Below are 16,379 nucleotides of genomic sequence, written 5' to 3'. Positions count from 1 at the left end.
AGACAGGAACCGTGCTCGACGACAACGCCGTCCTGACCGCCCCCACGGTCCTCACCCTGGTGGGCAGCTCAGGGCTGTCCGCCGAGGTCCTCGCCCACGGCGCCCTGCGCCGTCTCGAGGCCTTCGGCACCAGCCTGCTGCTGCACCCCGCGACCGTCGCAGAGGCAGGTCTGACGAACGTCCACCTGCGCGTGCACCGGCCGGACGGCATCCGTCGTCGGGCCCTGCTGGGCCCCGGCAGCGGCTCGGTCGTCACCTCGGTCGACGGCGCCGTCGTCGTCACCGGCCGCCACGAAGGCCTCGACTACCGCCTCGTCCTCACGCTCGGCGACGGTTCACCCGAGACGCCGACGTGGCACTGGGACCTCGAGCTGACGAACACGACGGGCGAGCCCGTCACCGCCGATGCGGTGCTGACCCACGACCCCGCTCTGGCGCCCCTCGGCAACGTCCGGATCAACGAGTACTACGTCAGCCAGTACCTCGACCTCACCCCGGTCGCGACGGACGGCCACGGCACCGCGGTCGCCGTTCGCCAGAACATGCCCGGTGAGCGCGTCCCGTGGCTCATGGTCGGGACGACCGGCACGGGCACCGGCTGGGCGACCGACGCCCTCCAGCTCGCCCGCCGCACCGCGCACGGTGTCGACTGGGCCGGGCTCGACGCCGTCGACCTGCCGAGCGCGCGCCTCCAGCACGAGCACTCGCTCATCGCCCTGCAGGACGCCCCGGTCGAGATCGCACCCGCCGACACCCACCGCACCGGCTTCTGGGGCATCGCCCTCGAGGACCACCCCGAGGCCACGTCCGACGCCGACGCCCGCTGGGCCGACGCCGCGATCGCGGCCACCCCGACCCTGTGGGCGCCGGCGGGCGACGGCGCCCACGGCCAGGCCCTCGACGGTGCAGACGACGCCGCGACGCCTGCGACGCTGTGGTCGTCCAGCCCGGCCTTCGCGTCACGGCCACTCGACCGCGCCGAGCTCGGCGACGCCTGCCTGCTCGAGCACCGCACCGACGTCGAGACGGCCGACGACGGCACCGAGCTCGCGTGGACCGTCCGCGGCGGGCAGCTCGTCACCCTCGCCAAGGAGCTCGCGGTCCTGCGCCCGCACGGCCACCTGCTCCGCACCGGTGACACCTTCACGCCCGACTCGCGCTCGCTCGCGTCGACGGTGTGGATGGCCGGCACCTTCCACTCGCAGATCACCCGCGGCCACGTCGGCCGCGACCCGGTCGTGACGGGCCGCCGCACCTACCTCGGCCTCCAGCGCGCCCACGGCGTGCGCCTCTTCATCGAGGACGCCGACGGCACGTGGAGCCTCCTCGAGACCCCGAGCGCGTGGTTCACCGGCCTCGACCACTGCACGTGGTGGTATGCCGCCGCGTCGGGTCCCGTGCTCACCGTGACCTCGAGCGCGCCTGCCGACGAGCACGCCCTGACGCTCTCGATCGGGCAGCACGGCGCGGCTCCGCGACGGGTGCTGCTCGCGCTGCAGGTCGCCGACGACCTGTCCGACGCCCCGTCGGTGGCGACCTCCATCGACCACGTCGACGTCACGACGGCGAACGACCCACGGCCGTGGCGCATCTCGTGGACCGGCCCCGGCGACCCGGAGGTCGGGGACGCCCGGCTCCAGGCCGACGGCGTCGGCCGCGGACCGGGCTGGCTCACCGTGCTCTTCGACCCGAGCGGGCAGCTCGAGGTCGTCGTCCGCTCCGCCCCGGGCGCCGGTGAGGCCGCGGCCGGCGAGGTCGTGCCCTCGGGTGAGCACCTCGGAGCATCGTTCTGGGACAAGGCCGGTCACGCCGTCGCCCTCGACGGCTCCGCGCTCGGCGAGGCCGGTTACCAGGCCGCGAACCTCTCGGCGGCGCTGCCGTGGTTCACGCACAACGCCTTCGTCCACTACCTCTCGCCGCGCGGGCTCGAGCAGTTCTCGGGCGGCGCGTGGGGCACCCGAGACGTCTGCCAGGGTCCGGTCGGTCTGCTCACGGCGCTCGGCCGTCAGGACGCCGTCCGCGACGTGCTGCTGCGCGTCTTCCGCGCCCAGAACGCCCGGGGTGACTGGCCGCAGGCCTTCGAGTTCCTCCCGCCGCTGCCCGAGACCGGCCAGCAGGACTCACACGGCGACGTCATCTTCTGGCCCGTCCTCGCGGCCGGCGACTACCTGCGCACGACCGGTGACGCGAGCCTGCTCGACGAGACGGTCGCCTTCGTCGGCGACGACGCACTCGGCGAGCCGGCCAGCGTGGCCGAGCACCTGCGTCGTGCGGTCGCGCGCATCGCGGAGTGCACGGTCCCCGGGAGCCCGCTGCCGGCATACGGCCACGGCGACTGGAACGACTCGCTCCAGCCGGCCGACCCGCACCTCGCGGCCCACCTCGTCTCCACGTGGACGGCGGTGCTCCAGACGCAGTCGCTGCGCACCCTCGCCGAGGGCCTGCACGCGGTCGGTGCGCCCAACGGCGCCTCGGCCCTGGCCGCCGACGCGGACGAGCTCGCCGAGCGCACCCACGACGCGCTCCTCGACCAGCTCGCGACCGACCCGGTGCTTCCCGGCTACCTGCTGCAGCACGAGGACGGGCACTTCGAGCCGCTCGTCCACCCGAGCGACGAGCGCACCGGGCTGCACTACGGCGTGCTGCCGTGGATCCACGCGATCGGCGCCGACCTGCTGACGCCCGAGCAGGCCCGCCACCACCTCGACCTCATCGAGGAGCACCTCCTCGGACCCGACGGGGCGCGGCTCTTCGACCGGCCGGTCAGCTACGTCGGCGGGCCGATGGCCGTCTTCCAGCGGGCCGAGGCGAGCACCTTCTGGGGTCGCGAGATCGGGCTCATGTACATGCACGCCCACCTGCGCTACGCCGAGGCATTGGCCCGTGTCGGTGACGGCGCAGCCCTGCTCACCGCTCTCGCAAAGGCGAGCCCCGTGGGCCTGGACTCGCTCGTGCCGCAGGCCCGCCCGCGCCAGACGACGTGCTACTACTCCTCGTCCGACGGCGCCTTCACCGACCGCTACGACGCGTCGGAGCGGTATGCCGCGCTCATGGCCGGCGACGTGCCCCTCGAGGGCGGGTGGCGCGTCTACTCCTCCGGCCCCGGCATCGTGCTGCGGCTCGTCACCGAGGTGCTCCTCGGCATCCGCCAGCGCGGCGACGACGTCGAGATCGACCCGGTCCTGCCACCGAGCGGCGACGCCGGCGCCTCCGAGCTGACCGCGCGGCTGCCGCTGGCCGGGACCGACCTCACGGTCCGCTACGTCGTCGGGCCCGTCGGCCACGGCGTCCGCCGCGTCACCGTGAACGGGCGCGAGCTGAGCCTGCGACCGCTGACCAACCCCTACCGGCGGGCGGGTGCGGCCGTCCGGACCGCCGACCTGCTCGGGCTCCAGACTGCCCAGACTGCCCAGACTGCCAAGGCCACCGACGCCACGGCCCCGACCAGCGAGATCCTCGTGGAGACCCACTGACATGACCGACGTCACCGCCACGCCGCCCACCCAGCAGCGGCCGTGGCTCGATGCCACCCTGCCCGTCGAGGAGCGCATCGACCTTCTCATGGCCGAGATGACCCTGGCCGAGAAGGTCGGCCAGACCCACCAGGTCGCCAACATCAACCCGGACGACGACGCCGCCGAGATCGCGTCGGGCCGGATCAGCTCGAGCCTCTACGCCTCGGGCGCGACGGCCGGCAACGAGCGCGACGAGGGCGTCCTCGTCGGCAACATCGACGCCGCCCAGAGGCATGCCGTCGAGGGCAGCCGCCTCGGCATCCCGCTCCTCTTCGGCCGGCGAGCGACCCTGCCGCGAGGTCGTCCAGCTCTACTTCCGCGACCCCGTCGCCCAGGTGACCCGTCCCCTCGTCGAGCTGACCGACTGGGCGCTCGTCGACCTCGAGCCCGGCCAGGCACGCGAGGTCACCTTCGACGTGCAGGCCTCGCGATTCGCATACGCAGGCCGTGACCTCACGACGCGTGTCGACGAGGGCGAGATCGTCCTGCTCACCGGGCCCGACGCGGCCCGCCTCCAGTACGTGTCGGTGACCATCACGTCCCCGAAGGCCTCCTCATGATCGAGACCGTCCAGCGCCCGATCCGCATCGACGGCGAGCCCGTCATGGCGCCGTGCGTCTCATCAACAACAGTCATCGTCGACGCCCTCCCGATCGAATTGGTCCAGGGGAGCGGGCGCTCCGCCCCCGAGAGCGACGGCGCGGAGAACGGCCGGGGGCGCGACAAGAGTTCGCACCCCGGCCGCTCTGCTGCTGACCAGCGGACCGAGCGCGAGTAGCGCATTCCGCCGCGAGTTGACCCCGCCCCGACCCGCACACACGTCTGCACGGACGGGGTTCGACACACGTCAGCTGCACGAAGGGTTCAGGCGCTCGACAACCCAGCCCGATGTCGGGCAGCGTTGGCAGTATGGCTGAGACGAAGAAGAACGCGAAGAGCGGGTTCAGCGCGGAGGAACGCGCCGCGATGAAAGCGGCCGCCGCTGAGCGCAAGGCGTCACAGAAGCAGCAGGACCTGGACAAGGCCCTCGCAGATGTGATTGCCCAGCTCCCGGAGGATGAACGAGCGATGGCAGAGAAGATCGATGCGATCGTGCGCGAGCACGCTCCGGAACTCGCGTCCAAGACGTACTACGGCATGCCCGGATGGGCACGCGACGGCAAGATCTGCGTCTTCATGCAGCCGGCGACGAAGTTCAAGGTCCGGTACTGCACGATCGGCTTCGATCCGACTGCGAACCTTGACGACGGCAACATGTGGCCGACCTCCTTCGCCCTGCTGAAGATTGGACCTGCTGAGGAGGAGAAGATCATCGCTTTGGTGAAGCGGGCCGTCTCCTGACGCGCCGCTGCGGGACTGTGCGCTTGGGCCCGGCCTTCTTGCTTCCCGGGCGTGGAGCGGCCCCCACTCCTGAGGTTCAGGAGTGGGGGCCGCTCGTACTGGAAGACGGCGCTAGGGGCTGACGAACCCCCGTGCCGGCCGGGTCACCGGGGCCAGAGCGTCTCGTCGAGGTGGGGCAGGGTGCCCTTCGCCAGGTTGTCGGTGTCCTTGGCGGTCAGGCGTCCGGGAGCGAAGCCACTCATCGAGCCGGAGACGGGCAGGTTCAGCCGCGTGGAGCGCAGGTCGACGGCATACGTGCCTGAACTGGTGTCGACAGCGATGACACCGTTGCTCGCTCCACTCACGACGAGTCCCAGCTGGTGTCCGGCCGGGACGACGATGTCGTTCGCGGCCAGCTCGACGGTGACCTGGTGCTTGCCGGCGCCGTCGAGACGGGCCCAACCGCGGGCCAGCACCTGCAGCTGGGTGGTCTGCAGGCGACGCGTGACGTCCTTGTAGCAGGCGTCGTCGGTGGCGATGGACTCGCCCCAGCAGGTCTCGGTGGCCAAGGTCAGGGCACCGTCACCGGTGGTGCTGACCCGGTCCATGGCGCCGTAGTCGACGAGCATGACCGACACCTGCCCGACCGGAGCCGAGTGGGTCACGGTGAGGTCGACCGTCGGCGTCCCGGAGATCCGGACGTCCTTCGTCAGCCCTCCGGTGAGGAACTGCACCCGGTTCGGGTTGGCGGCCAGCGAGACGGCGTTCGTCTCGGACAGGCGGGAGTTGTTGACGTAGGACGCTGTAGCCGTGTCCCGCTTGCCCAGGGCCAGCGTGCCGTCCTCGCGCGGGTTGAGCGACATCGTGCGCGCGGACTGGATGGGCCACGTCTTCGACGTCTCCCACTGGTTCGGGGCGGTCTCGACGCGGACGGCCGGCTCGCGGTCGATGCCGTTGTCGATCCCCATGAGCTCGTGGTCGAACCACCGGTTGAGGGTGGTGACCCACTCCTGCCGGTCGTGGTCGAACGGGTCGACGTGGCCGAGCCGGCTGAGCCACATCTTGCGCTCGACTCCACTCTGCCCCAGCGCTTCCCACCACTTGGAGGCGTTCATCGTCTTGACGTTGGTGTCCTGGAGCCCGTGGACGATGAAGACGCTGGCCTTGACGTTGGACGCGTCGTAGAAGGTGCCGTCGCGATAGTCCCGCTCGGCCCAGAAGTCCGTGTAGGCGCCGGTGGAGTCGGCGTCGTTGGCGTCCATGTATGCCAACCGCGCCGAGCAGTCCGTGGGGATGGTGCGGCGCTGGGCGATGGTGCGCGAGAGGCTGCTGGCGTAGTGGCGCGACTTCACGGCGCCCTGCCAGCGGTTGTAGTCGTACCACGAGCTGATCGCGCTGATCGGAACGACGGTCTTGAGCCCGTCCACGCCGGTGGCGGCGACGCCGTTGGCGAGCGTGCCGTCGTAGGACTTGCCGATCATCCCGGTGCTGCCGTTGCTCCAGGTCGCCTGGACGAGTGCGCCGCTCGAGTCGTGGGCGCTGCCCTTGCCGTTGAGCCACTCGACGACCGCCTTGGCCGACTCGACGTCGGAGCGGCCACCCTCGTCGGTGCACCCGGTCGATCGGGCCGTGCCGGCCATGTCGACGGCGACGAACGCGTAGCCGCGCGGAACGAAGTAGTTGTCGTAGTAGAGCGGGAACTTCGTCGGGCTGCCGTCAGCCGCGTACTCCTTGAACTCGCCGTCGTTGCCGCGGCCGAGGCTGAGGTAGTAGGGGCTGGCGTCCATGATGACCGGCACCCGCGCGCTGCCGTCGAGTTCGCGCGGCCGGATGATGTCGGTCGCGATCCGCTCCGCCTTGCCGTCCCCGTCCAGGTCGGGCGTGTCGACCCAGACGGTCTCGCGGATGGCGGTCGTGTAGTCGTACCTCGACGAGGTCATCCCGTCGACCAGAGTGACGGGCGGGGCGTCGGTGGCGCTGGTCGGTGCGGCGTTGGCCTCCCCGACAGTCCCGAGGGCCAACGGTGCGGCCACGGCGAGTGAGCTGGCGAGGGCAAGGATCCTGGCTTTCATGTGAGTCCTTCCTGCCCCCGGGACCGGCGACGTCCCTTGAGGGTGAGGGGCTTTCACAACGTAACGAGCAAATGCCCGGAAAAGGAGGGCACGACGAACTAGATGCCTCGTTGTCCGAATTCCTGTCTCACTGTCAGCCCACTGTCTCGCACCTGACGGGGCCAGCGGCCTCGCAAAACCCGCCTGGTCGGCACGCCGAAGCCGGCACAGCAGGTGATGCCGTACCGGCTCCAGAGTGCAGATCAGATGTCCGCGTGCGACGCCCGCTTCGTCAGGCGAGCACCTTGTAGGTGACGACGAGTCGCACGTAGCTGATGTCGTAGTCGTTGTCGTAGAAGTCGTTCGGCACATACAGAGTCGTCTCGACGGCCCGTGAGGAGTTCACCAGCCCGGACGCGGACACTGAACCGATGGTGCGCCACGCGCTCGCCGTGCCGGTGTAGATCTCGGGGGTGAACGCGTAGTTCGAGGTGCCCCACTTCGTGAAGCCTGCACCGAGCGTCGACGTATCCATCGAGAACCCGTAGGTCTGCACCTTCAGCGAGCCGTAACTGACGGCGGACGGCACCGAGAAGCGGTACACGGCTCCGGCAATCTGGTAGCCGTCGTAGGACGCGCTGCACGTGTTGGCCAGCCACAGACCGTAGGGGTTGAAGTACGACAGACTCAGGCTCGCTCCGGCGCAGTAGTCGTCGCTGCCGCCGGCGCTGTAGAACTGGCTGCCTCGCTTGTCGAGCGTGGCCGTCTTCGTCACGAGCCGCTTGCTGCTCACGGTGACGGAGTACTTGGCGCTGGAGCGCCGGTTGCCGGCTGGGTCCTGAGCGGTCAACGTCCAGTAGTACGTGCCGCCAGCGACGAGGGAACCTGCGTTGTTACGACCGTTCCAGATGATGCTCGCCCGGCCGGTGCCTCGAGTGCCGCTGACGGATCGAACAAGGGTCCCGCCGCTGGTCCGGACCGTCAGCGTGATCGTCGCCGCCTCGCTCAACGTGAAGGCCGGCGCGAACGTGTCACGGTAGGTGTCCGGGTACGGGTAGAACCCGGAACCGCTACCCGTGATGGAGCTCATCGTCGGGGCAAGCTGGTCCACGCGGACGTTGATCGTGGCGAGGCCGCGCAACGTGCCGGCACTCGTCGTCCGCGTCGTGACGAGCTCGACCTTGTAGGCGCCGCTCGTGGCGCGTGCGCCGCCGTTGAGCAGACCGTTCCAGACGAAGCTGCGGGTGCCCGCGGCAAGCGTGCCGAGGCTTCCGGGGCCGCGAACCACAGTGCCGGCAGCGTTGCGGACCTGGTACTTCACCGTCTCGCTGTCGGGCAGGTAGTACGTGAGCTTCGTGCTGTCGGAGCGACCGTCACCGTTGGGGCTGAACACGCTCGGGCTGACCCCCGTGAACGTGGGGTGCAGTGACTGGTTCTTGAACGACACCGCGGTCGAGGTGGGGCCACTGCAGGTGCCGCCAGTTGTGCAGCTGACGGCCTTCACGGTGTGGGTTCCATCGGTGAGCGCGCTCACCGGGTAGGTCAGGGCGTACGGCGCGCTGGTGTCCTGCCCGCGGCGTACACCGTCGATGAAGAAGGCCACGGCGCCGCCCGGCGCGGTGGCGGTGAACGTCGCGGACCCGGAGACGAGCTGCGACGGCCGCGGCGAGGTGATGACGGGCGCCGCGTTGCCCAGCGCGACGGCGACCTGGGTGCCCGCCGTGTTGCACAGGTCTTTAAGGCTGCAGTCGACAGCGCGCAGGGTGTGGGCGCCGTTGGCCAGCCCCCACGTCGACCAGGTGGTCGTGGCGGTGCCGCTGTTGCTGGCCACGGGCGCACCCAGGGGAGCGCCGTCGACGAAGAAGCGGACCTTGGGTGCGGTGGAGGCTGCGGTCAGGGTGACGACGCCTGTGACGGACGACGCGTCGGCGGGGTTGGTCAGCGCAGGCACGGTGTTCGGCGCGACCGCGTCGAGAGCGGCGCGGAAGTCGACCTGTCCTGTGCCGAGCCCGAGACCGGTGTAACCGTGCGCGGTCGTCACGATGGCTGCACGGATGTCGGCGGCCTTCGCGCTGGGGCTTCGCGACCACAGCAGTGCCGCCTCAGCGGCCACGAGCGGTGCGGAGAACGAGGTGCCGTCCGCGGTGTCGTAGTCGAGCTGGAAGCCGGAGCTGGCGCTGGTGGGCGAGGTGCTCGTGATGGAAGTGCCTGGGGCGGCCACGGTCACCCAAGAGCCGTACTGGGAGAACGACGCCCGGTGGCCGGCGGCATCGGTGGCTCCCACGGCGACGACGCTGGGGTAGGCAGCGGGGTACGCGGGGAGCGTGTCGGCATCATTGCCGGCGGCGGCAACGACGAGGACGCCCTTGCTCACGGCGTACGCGACCGCGTCGGACTCGACCTGGTCGGGCGTGTCGCCGGAGAAGCTCATGTTGATGACGTTCGCGCCGTGGTCGGCAGCCCAGATGATGCCGGCGGCTTCGGTGTCAGTGAACACCTGACCGTACGGGTCTGCGACCTTGACGGCCATCACGCTTGCGCCCATCGACGCGCCGGCGACGCCGATCCCGTTGTCGGCGGTGGCGGCTGCGACGCCCGCGACGAAGGTGCCGTGGCCGATCTCGTCGACGACGTCGCTGCTGCCGTCGAACGCGTTGTAGGTACCGACCACTCGGTCGGTCAGGTCGGGGTGGTTCACGTCGAGGCCGCTGTCGATGACGGCGATGCGCACGGCAGCGTCACCATGCTGCACGTCCCACGCGGACGGCGCGTTGACCGCCTCGAGATAGGGGGCGCTGGCCGAGTACTTCTCGTCGTTGGGCACGAACGTCAGCGTTCTGCGGCTGACGATGTCGACGTGCTCGACGTCAGGGCGTTGACGCAGGGCGGCGGCCATGGATGCCGCATCAGCCTTCGGGACCTCCACGGACACGGTGGCCAGCTGGCGCATCATGCGCCGCTGGACACCACCTTGCGCTGTGGCTGAACGTGAGACCTCGGTCAGGGCCTTGGCTGCGCCAGCACCGCCTCGGACCTTCACCGACAACACGACCCGGTCGGAGTCACGCTGCGCCGCAAGGCCGCCCAACCGACCGCCTGCTCCGCGTCCCGTCGGCGCCGGCGTTCTGACGGGCTGGCCGTGCAGCTCCTCCAGCCGCTCTCGCTTCGTGGTCGGCGAAGGGCTGCCATCAGCCGCGGTTGCTGCTGATCCCGTCGGGACGAACAGGCCTATCGCGACGGTGGCAGCAACGAAGCATCGGCGACGAGCGCCCATAGAAGAACTCCCCTGTATGGCCCGCGCGGCCCGGTGGGCTGACACGCGGCATTGATCTCCCGCGCAGGACTGCAGCGGGCCGAGATCGGAATGTATCGGCGGATTTGTCCCTCCGAGGGACGAATCGCAAAACTCGGGCGCCGGCATCCCGCTGCTTGTGGGGGGAGCCCCGGGGACGCGCCAGCGGCGCCGGCCTCGGCAGAGGCGAGTGGACCGGGAGCTCAGCCCACACTCACACGGTTTCGCCCGCCGGGCTCAGCGGCTGGGGCGGGCCAAGGGGGTGCCATCCAGGGCGTAACGGAACGCAACCAGCGAGTCGAAGACCTGCAAGACCCCGGCTTCCTGCAGCTCACCGACGGAGAAGCCGCCGGTGCGGACCCCGAGGGTCGGGATGCTGAGCTTGGCCGCTGCCTGGGCGTCGTAGATCGAGTCGCCCACCATGATGGCGCTGGCGCCATCGACCTTGGCGAGCGCCGCTGACACGATGTCCGGCTCAGGCTTGCTCTTCTCCACGTCGTCCGAGGTCGTCCAGGCATCGGCGAGGGACTTGCCGTCGATGAGGTCGAGGAAGGCCTCGACGTGCTGGGTCTTGCCCGAGCTGGCGAGCACCAGCCGGAAGCCGCGCTCCTTGACCTCGGCCAACAGCTCGTGCGCGCCCTCGAAAGGCTGGATCTCGCCGATCAGCTCGTCGAACTCCTCCGCCCACGCCTCGCGCAGGTCGTCCCCGTGGGCTTCCTCGGCCTCACGACCGGCGACCGCCGAGACGAACTGGTCGCCACCCATCCCGATGCCGCGATGGATGCGCCACATCGGCCGAGTGATGTCGTAGCGGCGCAGGGCGCGGAACCACGCCAGCGCATGCTGGTAGTTGGTGTCCACGAGAGTGCCGTCGACATCGAAGATCGCCGTATCCGCCATGCCATCCTCATACCCCGCAGGGCAGCAGTGACCAGCCCGCGCGCGGTTGACGATGGACGCGGGGCCGGCCGGAGACCGTCGGCTCAGCGCTGCCGGCCTACGTCCCCGTGGGACGCGTCGACGGCCCGGAGCCGTGGTGTCGACGATGACGGCGAGCTGCCCAGCGGGCTGCTTCGTTGGCAGCAGCCGCCGCGGCGACCGCCAGCGTCAGTGCCGTCAGTGCCAGGTCTCCCTTGTGGTGATCCCGCAGACGCATGCCTCCACCATGCCCGCTGTCGCGTGCTGCAAACGCCCTCTCTCGGCCGGAGAAGCTCGGGACGTCTGCCGCGACCCCCGCTGGCCCGGCGATGGTGCCAGACACCGACGCGGTTGACGGCATACGGAATCAGTCGTTGGACGCGCCCAGATGACGGACGAGCTCGATGCCGACGGCGAGCAGCAAACCCAGGAAGCCGCCGATCGCCATGAGACCGCCGGGGTTGTAGAACGTCTGATCGCCCACGCTGACACATTCCGTCTCGAACCCAGCCAGCTGACACGGGCCCTTCAGGACGAACCACAGCAGGAGGGCGAGCACTCCACCGCCTATCGGCGCGCTGAAGAAGGTCACCGCCGTCTGAGAGTTGGACTCAGCCATTCCTCGACGGTAGGGCGCGAGCAGAGCGCGCGCAGGCGAATCGCACACGTCACCGCGTCCAGGTCGACAGGTGCGCCGCAGCAGGCGATTGGCATGGCTGGGGTCGAGCGTCACCACCGTCCGAAGGGCGACATCCCACCCCTGACCGTCGAGAGACGATGGGCCCTGAAGGCCGCGCCTCAGGCCTCGAAACCGGTGGGTCGGATGACTCGGGCCGGGACTCCGGCGGCGATGGTGTCGGCGGGGACGTCCTTGGTCACGACCGCTCCGGCGCCGACCACGGCGCCGTCGCCGATGGTCACGCCGGGCACGACCGTGACGTTTGCTCCCAGCCACACGTTGCGGCCGATCGTCACGGGGGCCGGCTCCATGTCGGCGCGCCGCGCCGGGTCCATCGAGTGGTTCAGCGTCGTGAGCGTGCTGCCGTGGCCGATCAGCGACCCGTCTCCGATGGAGATGCCGCCGGTGTCCTGGAAGCGGCAGCCCATGTTGATGAAGACGCCCTCGCCGAGCGTGAGGTTCTTGCCGAACTCGGAGTAGAACGGCGGGAAGACCGTCACCGACTCAGCCACCTCCCGACCGGTCAGCCGGGAGAGCAACGCCCGCACCTCGTCCGGCGAGCGGTAGGCGCCGTTCAGCTCGGCGAGCGTCCGCAGCGCCTCCTGCGACGCCTCGTGCATGAACGCGTGCGCCGGCGAGCCGCCCTCGATGAGGCGTCCGCTGTTCACGTGGTCGAGGAACTCCTCCAGCGTCACCGCCATCACCCCGCCTCGACGGTCACCGTGACGGGACCCTGCTGGTCGGCGAACTGCGCAGCGACGCCCTCGTCCAGGCGGCCGAGGATGACGATGCCCGGGAAGTAGGACTGGTCGCCGTAGTAGAGGACGAGGTCGTTGCCGGGGGCGTAGTAGCCGACGTCTCCGACGTCCGGGTCCGCACCCTCGGGCTGCCCGTCGAGCGAGAGCGGTGACGGCAGCGGTCCCGTCTTCTCCACCCCGCCGTGGTCGACCATGTCAACGGTCACCGGCAGCTGTGCGAGCAGGTCACGCGCCGCGGCGCTGTCATCGTCGAGGGTGGCGCCGAGGCGCTGGCCCCCGAGCGTGATGACGATCTTCACCTGTTGGTCCTTTGCGTGGTCGGTCGACGGAAGTGGTGTGGATGGCGTATGCCGTGTGGTGGCGGTCGCGATGGTCTGCGCGCGGCCGGGCGCCTCCCGGGCGTCGACGGTCTCGACCGTCGAGCCACAGCCCGCGGTCAGGACCGTCGTCAGCCCGAGGGCCACCATCGGGCCGTGCGTCCTTCTCGAGAGCAAGCCCACACTCACAACGTCAGCAACACCTTGGTCGCCCGACGCTCGTCCATCGCCGCATAGCCAGCGGCAGCCTCCGAGAGCGGCAGGGTGAGGTCGAAGACCTTGCCGGGGTTGATCTTCCGGTCCCAGATCAGCTGGATCAGGTGCGGCAGGTACTCCCGAACCGGTGCCGGTCCGCCGTGGAGGTGGACGCCGGCCATGAACAGCTCGTCGCCGGGGATCGCGACGTCGTGCGACACCCCGACGAAGCCGACGTGCCCACCGGCCCGCGTCGAGTGGATCGCCTGCATCATCGCCTCCTGCGTCCCGACGGCCTCGATGACCGAGTGCGCCCCGAGCCCGTCGGTCAGCTCCTTCACCCGCGCCACGCCGGCCTTGCCGCGCTGCTCGACGATGTCGGTGGCACCGAACTCGCGCGCGAGCGCCTGACGGTCCGCGTGGCGGCTGAAGGCGATGATCCGCTCGGCCCCCAGTTCCCGGGCGGCCAGAACGCCCATCAGTCCCACCGCGCCGTCGCCGACGACGGCCACCGTCGTGCCCGGGCCCGCCTCGGCGGCCACCGCGGCGAACCACCCGGTGCCGAGCACGTCGGAGGCCGCCATGAGCGAGGGGATCAGGTCGGCTTCCGGCTGCCCCGGCGTCGCCACGAGGGTGCCGTCCGCGAGGGGGATCCGCGTCAGCTCGGACTGGGTGCCGATCGTGCCCATGAGGACGCGGTGCACGCAGTACGCCTGGTAGCCGGCCCGGCAGATCTCGCACGTGTTGTCCGACGCCCAGAACGACCCGACGACGAAGTCGCCGACCGTGACGGTGCGCACCTCCGAGCCGACCTGCTCGACGACGCCGACGTACTCGTGCCCCATGACCTGGTGGTCGACCGGTTCCGCACCGCGGTAGGGCCACAGGTCGCTGCCGCAGATGCACGTCGCCGTCAGGCGGATGATCGCATCGGTCGGCTCGATGATCTGTGGATCCGCGCGATCCTCCACCCGCACGTCGCCGGGCTCGTACATGACCACTCCACGCATCGCGTGTTCCTTCCATCGTCTCGTCGCGAGCCCACGGCCCGCCGGGCCCGACGGCCCACCACTCGAGTGAAGCCGCCGGCGAGAGACCGAGGAAGTCCCTGTCGAGGCACGTACTGACAGGGCACCTCTCACGGCTCGGCCCACCCCTCGACGCGGCCTAGTCTCGAAGGCGTGGACAACCGCCAAGAGGTGCGCGAGTTCCTCATGACCCGCCGCGCCCGCATCACCCCCGACCAGGTCGGCCTGCCCGTCAGCCGCGGCCGACGCGTGCCCGGTCTGCGCCGCAGCGAGGTCGCGACCATCGCCGGGCTCAGCGTCGAGTACTACGCCCGCCTCGAGCGAGGCCAGATCGCCGGCGCCTCGGCCGGCGTCCTCGACGCGCTCGCTCGCGCCCTGCAGCTCGACGACACCGAGCGCGCGCACCTGCTCGACCTCGCGAGGGCAGCGGACGGCATACCCACGTCCGGGCGTCCGCGCCGACGCGCGGCCGGCAAGCCCGCGTCCCGGCCCAGCCTGCAGTGGGCCCTCGAGTCGATCCGCGACGCCGTCGCCTTCGTGCGCGACCCCCACCAGAACCTGCTCGCGACCAACGCGCTCGGCCGCGCCTTCTACTCGCCGGTCATCGGCGAGGGCGGCCGCCTGCCCAACCTCGCCCGCTTCCAGTTCCTCGACCCGGCCAGCCGCGACTTCTACCCCGACTGGGAGCTCTTCGCCGGGATGTGCGTCGGCATCATGCGCACCGAGGCCGGCCGCGACCCGCACGACCGCGGCCTGCAGGACCTCGTCGGCGAGCTCTCCACGCAGAGCGAGGTCTTCCGGCGGCTCTGGAGCGCCCACGACGTGCGCACCCACGGCACCGGCACCAAGCGCTTCACCCACCCCGTCGTCGGCGAGCTGACCCTCGCCTACGAGGAGCTCGCCATCACCGCCGAGCCCGGACTCGTCCTCATGGTCTACACCGCCGAGCCCGGCTCGCCCTCGGCCGAGCGCCTCCAGCTGCTCGCCTCCTGGGCCGCCGACACACCGAGCCCCACCGCGACCACCGACACTGCGATCCCCAACAGTCAGAAGGAAACCCATGCAGATCACCCGTAGCTCCGTCGACACCGTCAAGGGCCCGAGCGACTGGTTCACCGGCGACGTCTACATCGACGCGGTCGCCGCCGCGCCGGCACCGTCGCGCGTCTCGGCCAACCTCGTGCACTTCATGCCCGGCGCCCGCACCCACTGGCACCGTCACCCCCTGAGCCAGACCGTCTTCGTCACCGAGGGCGTCGGCCTCTGCCAGCGCCGCGGCGGCCCGATCGAGGTCATCCGCCCCGGCGACCGCGTCCTCTTCGAGGCCGACGAGGAGCACTGGCACGGCGCCGCGCCCACCCGGCTCATGGTGCACGTCGCCATCAACGAGGGCGACGCCGACCACGACGTCGTGCACTGGCTGACCCCCGTCTCCGACGAGGAGTATGCCGCCGCCCCCTCCCTCTCCGACTGACCGACCCAGCCCTGCCGTCGACACGAGCGGCCCGGCCCGGGACGCCCGCAGGCCTGCGGAGGCGGCCTGTTAGACGGTCTCGGGAGAGCCCTCGAAGGAGCGCTCGAGGGAGGCCAGGGTGTGTGACCGCTCCCTCGTCACCATTCGCGCGGCCACCGGCTTGAACACCCGAGCCACGCCGTAGAGCTCCGCCTCGGCGGTGTGGTGGACGACCGTGGAGTCGCCGTCGACCTCGAGCACGTAGCGCGGACGCGCCTGGGTGAGCGGGTGGCCGAAGATGCTGAACGTCTCACTGAACGCGAGGCGCGTCGACGGCACGTGCTCGGTCACCTCCCCGACGAAGCGGCCCATCCGCGTCCGGTCGACATACGTCGTGCCCGACCGCACCGGCAGCGCGGACGTCAGCTCCGTGCCGCCGAACACGCCGTCGCGGTGCATCCACTGCCGATAGCCGGGGAGATCGGCCAGCCGCTCGAACACCTCGCTCGCCGGCCGACGGATCACCGTCCGCGCCTCGAACCGAATCACGCTCCCAGCCATGAAGCCTCCTCGATCGGTGCGGCGACCACTCAAGCCTAGGCAGGTCGAGGTGATCTGCCTACATCATCAGGTGCCACAGCTGACGGCACGTCCCTGACGCGGCTGCGGTTGCCGGGCAGGGTCAGGACTGCCGTTTGCGGCGGTGCGACGCTCCTATGCTTCGTCAAGCACCTGTCGTGGTGTTTTCGAGTAGGCGATAGAGGTCGCGGGCGACGTAGCGGGCTAGGCAGCGTTTGATCTCTCGGCCGGTCTTGCCTTCGGCAGTACGGCGAGCGACGTAGTCGCGGGTGGC

The 16,379-nt window shown here is 70.5% G+C and carries 14 protein-coding genes; 6 read left to right on the top strand and 8 right to left on the bottom strand.

Going from position 1 to position 16,379, the window contains the following annotated elements; genetic code table 11:
- The first annotated feature begins 11 nt into the window (after positions 1 to 11).
- The 4 genes from AB4Y83_RS18605 to AB4Y83_RS18590 all read left to right on the top strand — a co-directional run bounded on the left by AB4Y83_RS18605 (position 12) and on the right by AB4Y83_RS18590 (position 4,856).
- On the top strand, positions 12 to 3,473 hold the full coding sequence (locus AB4Y83_RS18605) for a GH36-type glycosyl hydrolase domain-containing protein (RefSeq protein WP_442297785.1): 3,462 nt from the start codon (positions 12 to 14) through the stop codon (positions 3,471 to 3,473).
- Between the two features lie 275 nt (positions 3,474 to 3,748).
- Positions 3,749 to 4,075, top strand: a complete 327-nt coding sequence (locus tag AB4Y83_RS18600; protein ID WP_442297784.1) for a fibronectin type III-like domain-contianing protein — start codon at positions 3,749 to 3,751, stop codon at positions 4,073 to 4,075.
- Positions 4,072 to 4,293 carry a hypothetical protein gene (locus AB4Y83_RS18595; RefSeq protein WP_442297783.1) on the top strand — a complete coding sequence of 74 codons (222 nt, stop codon included), beginning with the start codon at positions 4,072 to 4,074 and terminating at the stop codon, positions 4,291 to 4,293. Before AB4Y83_RS18600 ends, AB4Y83_RS18595 begins: the two co-directional genes overlap by 4 nt.
- A 131-nt stretch (positions 4,294 to 4,424) precedes the next feature.
- Positions 4,425 to 4,856, top strand: coding sequence for a hypothetical protein (locus AB4Y83_RS18590; RefSeq protein WP_442297782.1), 432 nt, complete (start codon positions 4,425 to 4,427; stop codon positions 4,854 to 4,856).
- 143 nt (positions 4,857 to 4,999) lie between these two features.
- Here the strand turns inward: AB4Y83_RS18590 and AB4Y83_RS18585 are convergent, their stop codons facing one another.
- The 7 genes from AB4Y83_RS18585 to AB4Y83_RS18555 all read right to left on the bottom strand — a co-directional run bounded on the left by AB4Y83_RS18585 (position 5,000) and on the right by AB4Y83_RS18555 (position 14,055).
- Positions 5,000 to 6,907, bottom strand: a complete 1,908-nt coding sequence (locus AB4Y83_RS18585) for a CocE/NonD family hydrolase (RefSeq protein ID WP_442297781.1) — start codon at positions 6,905 to 6,907, stop codon at positions 5,000 to 5,002.
- A gap of 271 nt (positions 6,908 to 7,178) precedes the next feature.
- On the bottom strand, positions 7,179 to 9,839 hold the full coding sequence (locus tag AB4Y83_RS18580) for a S8 family serine peptidase (protein WP_442297780.1): 2,661 nt from the start codon (positions 9,837 to 9,839) through the stop codon (positions 7,179 to 7,181).
- Positions 9,840 to 10,415: 576 nt separating this feature from the next.
- A complete protein-coding gene (locus AB4Y83_RS18575; protein ID WP_442274395.1) occupies positions 10,416 to 11,078 on the bottom strand; it encodes an HAD family hydrolase in 663 nt (220 codons plus the stop codon).
- A gap of 385 nt (positions 11,079 to 11,463) precedes the next feature.
- Complete coding sequence (locus tag AB4Y83_RS18570) at positions 11,464 to 11,715, bottom strand: hypothetical protein (RefSeq protein WP_442274396.1); 252 nt, start codon at positions 11,713 to 11,715, stop codon at positions 11,464 to 11,466.
- Positions 11,716 to 11,894: 179 nt separating this feature from the next.
- Entirely contained in the window at positions 11,895 to 12,476 is a 582-nt protein-coding gene (locus AB4Y83_RS18565) for a DapH/DapD/GlmU-related protein (protein ID WP_442297779.1), read from the bottom strand.
- The gene (locus tag AB4Y83_RS18560) at positions 12,476 to 13,000 is read right to left on the bottom strand and encodes a cyclophilin-like fold protein (protein ID WP_442297778.1); all 525 of its coding nucleotides are present in this window, start codon (positions 12,998 to 13,000) and stop codon (positions 12,476 to 12,478) included. The genes AB4Y83_RS18565 and AB4Y83_RS18560 overlap by 1 nt, the downstream gene beginning before the upstream one ends.
- Before the next feature lie 35 nt (positions 13,001 to 13,035).
- On the bottom strand, positions 13,036 to 14,055 hold the full coding sequence (locus AB4Y83_RS18555; protein ID WP_442297777.1) for a zinc-dependent alcohol dehydrogenase family protein: 1,020 nt from the start codon (positions 14,053 to 14,055) through the stop codon (positions 13,036 to 13,038).
- A gap of 171 nt (positions 14,056 to 14,226) precedes the next feature.
- Here AB4Y83_RS18555 and AB4Y83_RS18550 point away from each other — a divergent pair, with 171 nt between their 5' ends.
- A complete protein-coding gene (locus AB4Y83_RS18550; RefSeq protein ID WP_442297776.1) occupies positions 14,227 to 15,150 on the top strand; it encodes a helix-turn-helix transcriptional regulator in 924 nt (307 codons plus the stop codon).
- A complete protein-coding gene (locus AB4Y83_RS18545; protein ID WP_442297775.1) occupies positions 15,134 to 15,547 on the top strand; it encodes a (R)-mandelonitrile lyase in 414 nt (137 codons plus the stop codon). The genes AB4Y83_RS18550 and AB4Y83_RS18545 overlap by 17 nt, the downstream gene beginning before the upstream one ends.
- 69 nt (positions 15,548 to 15,616) lie before the next feature.
- On the opposite strand, the gene AB4Y83_RS18540 is transcribed toward AB4Y83_RS18545, so the two are convergent.
- On the bottom strand, positions 15,617 to 16,087 hold the full coding sequence (locus tag AB4Y83_RS18540; RefSeq protein ID WP_442274402.1) for an SRPBCC family protein: 471 nt from the start codon (positions 16,085 to 16,087) through the stop codon (positions 15,617 to 15,619).
- Positions 16,088 to 16,379: the final 292 nt, after the last annotated feature.

Origin of the sequence: Terrabacter sp. RAF57 (assembly GCF_052113925.1) — a bacterium.
Lineage (GTDB): Bacteria > Actinomycetota > Actinomycetes > Actinomycetales > Dermatophilaceae > Terrabacter.
Note: the sequence above shows the minus strand (reverse complement) of the source record. Positions and strands in the feature narration are given on the sequence as shown.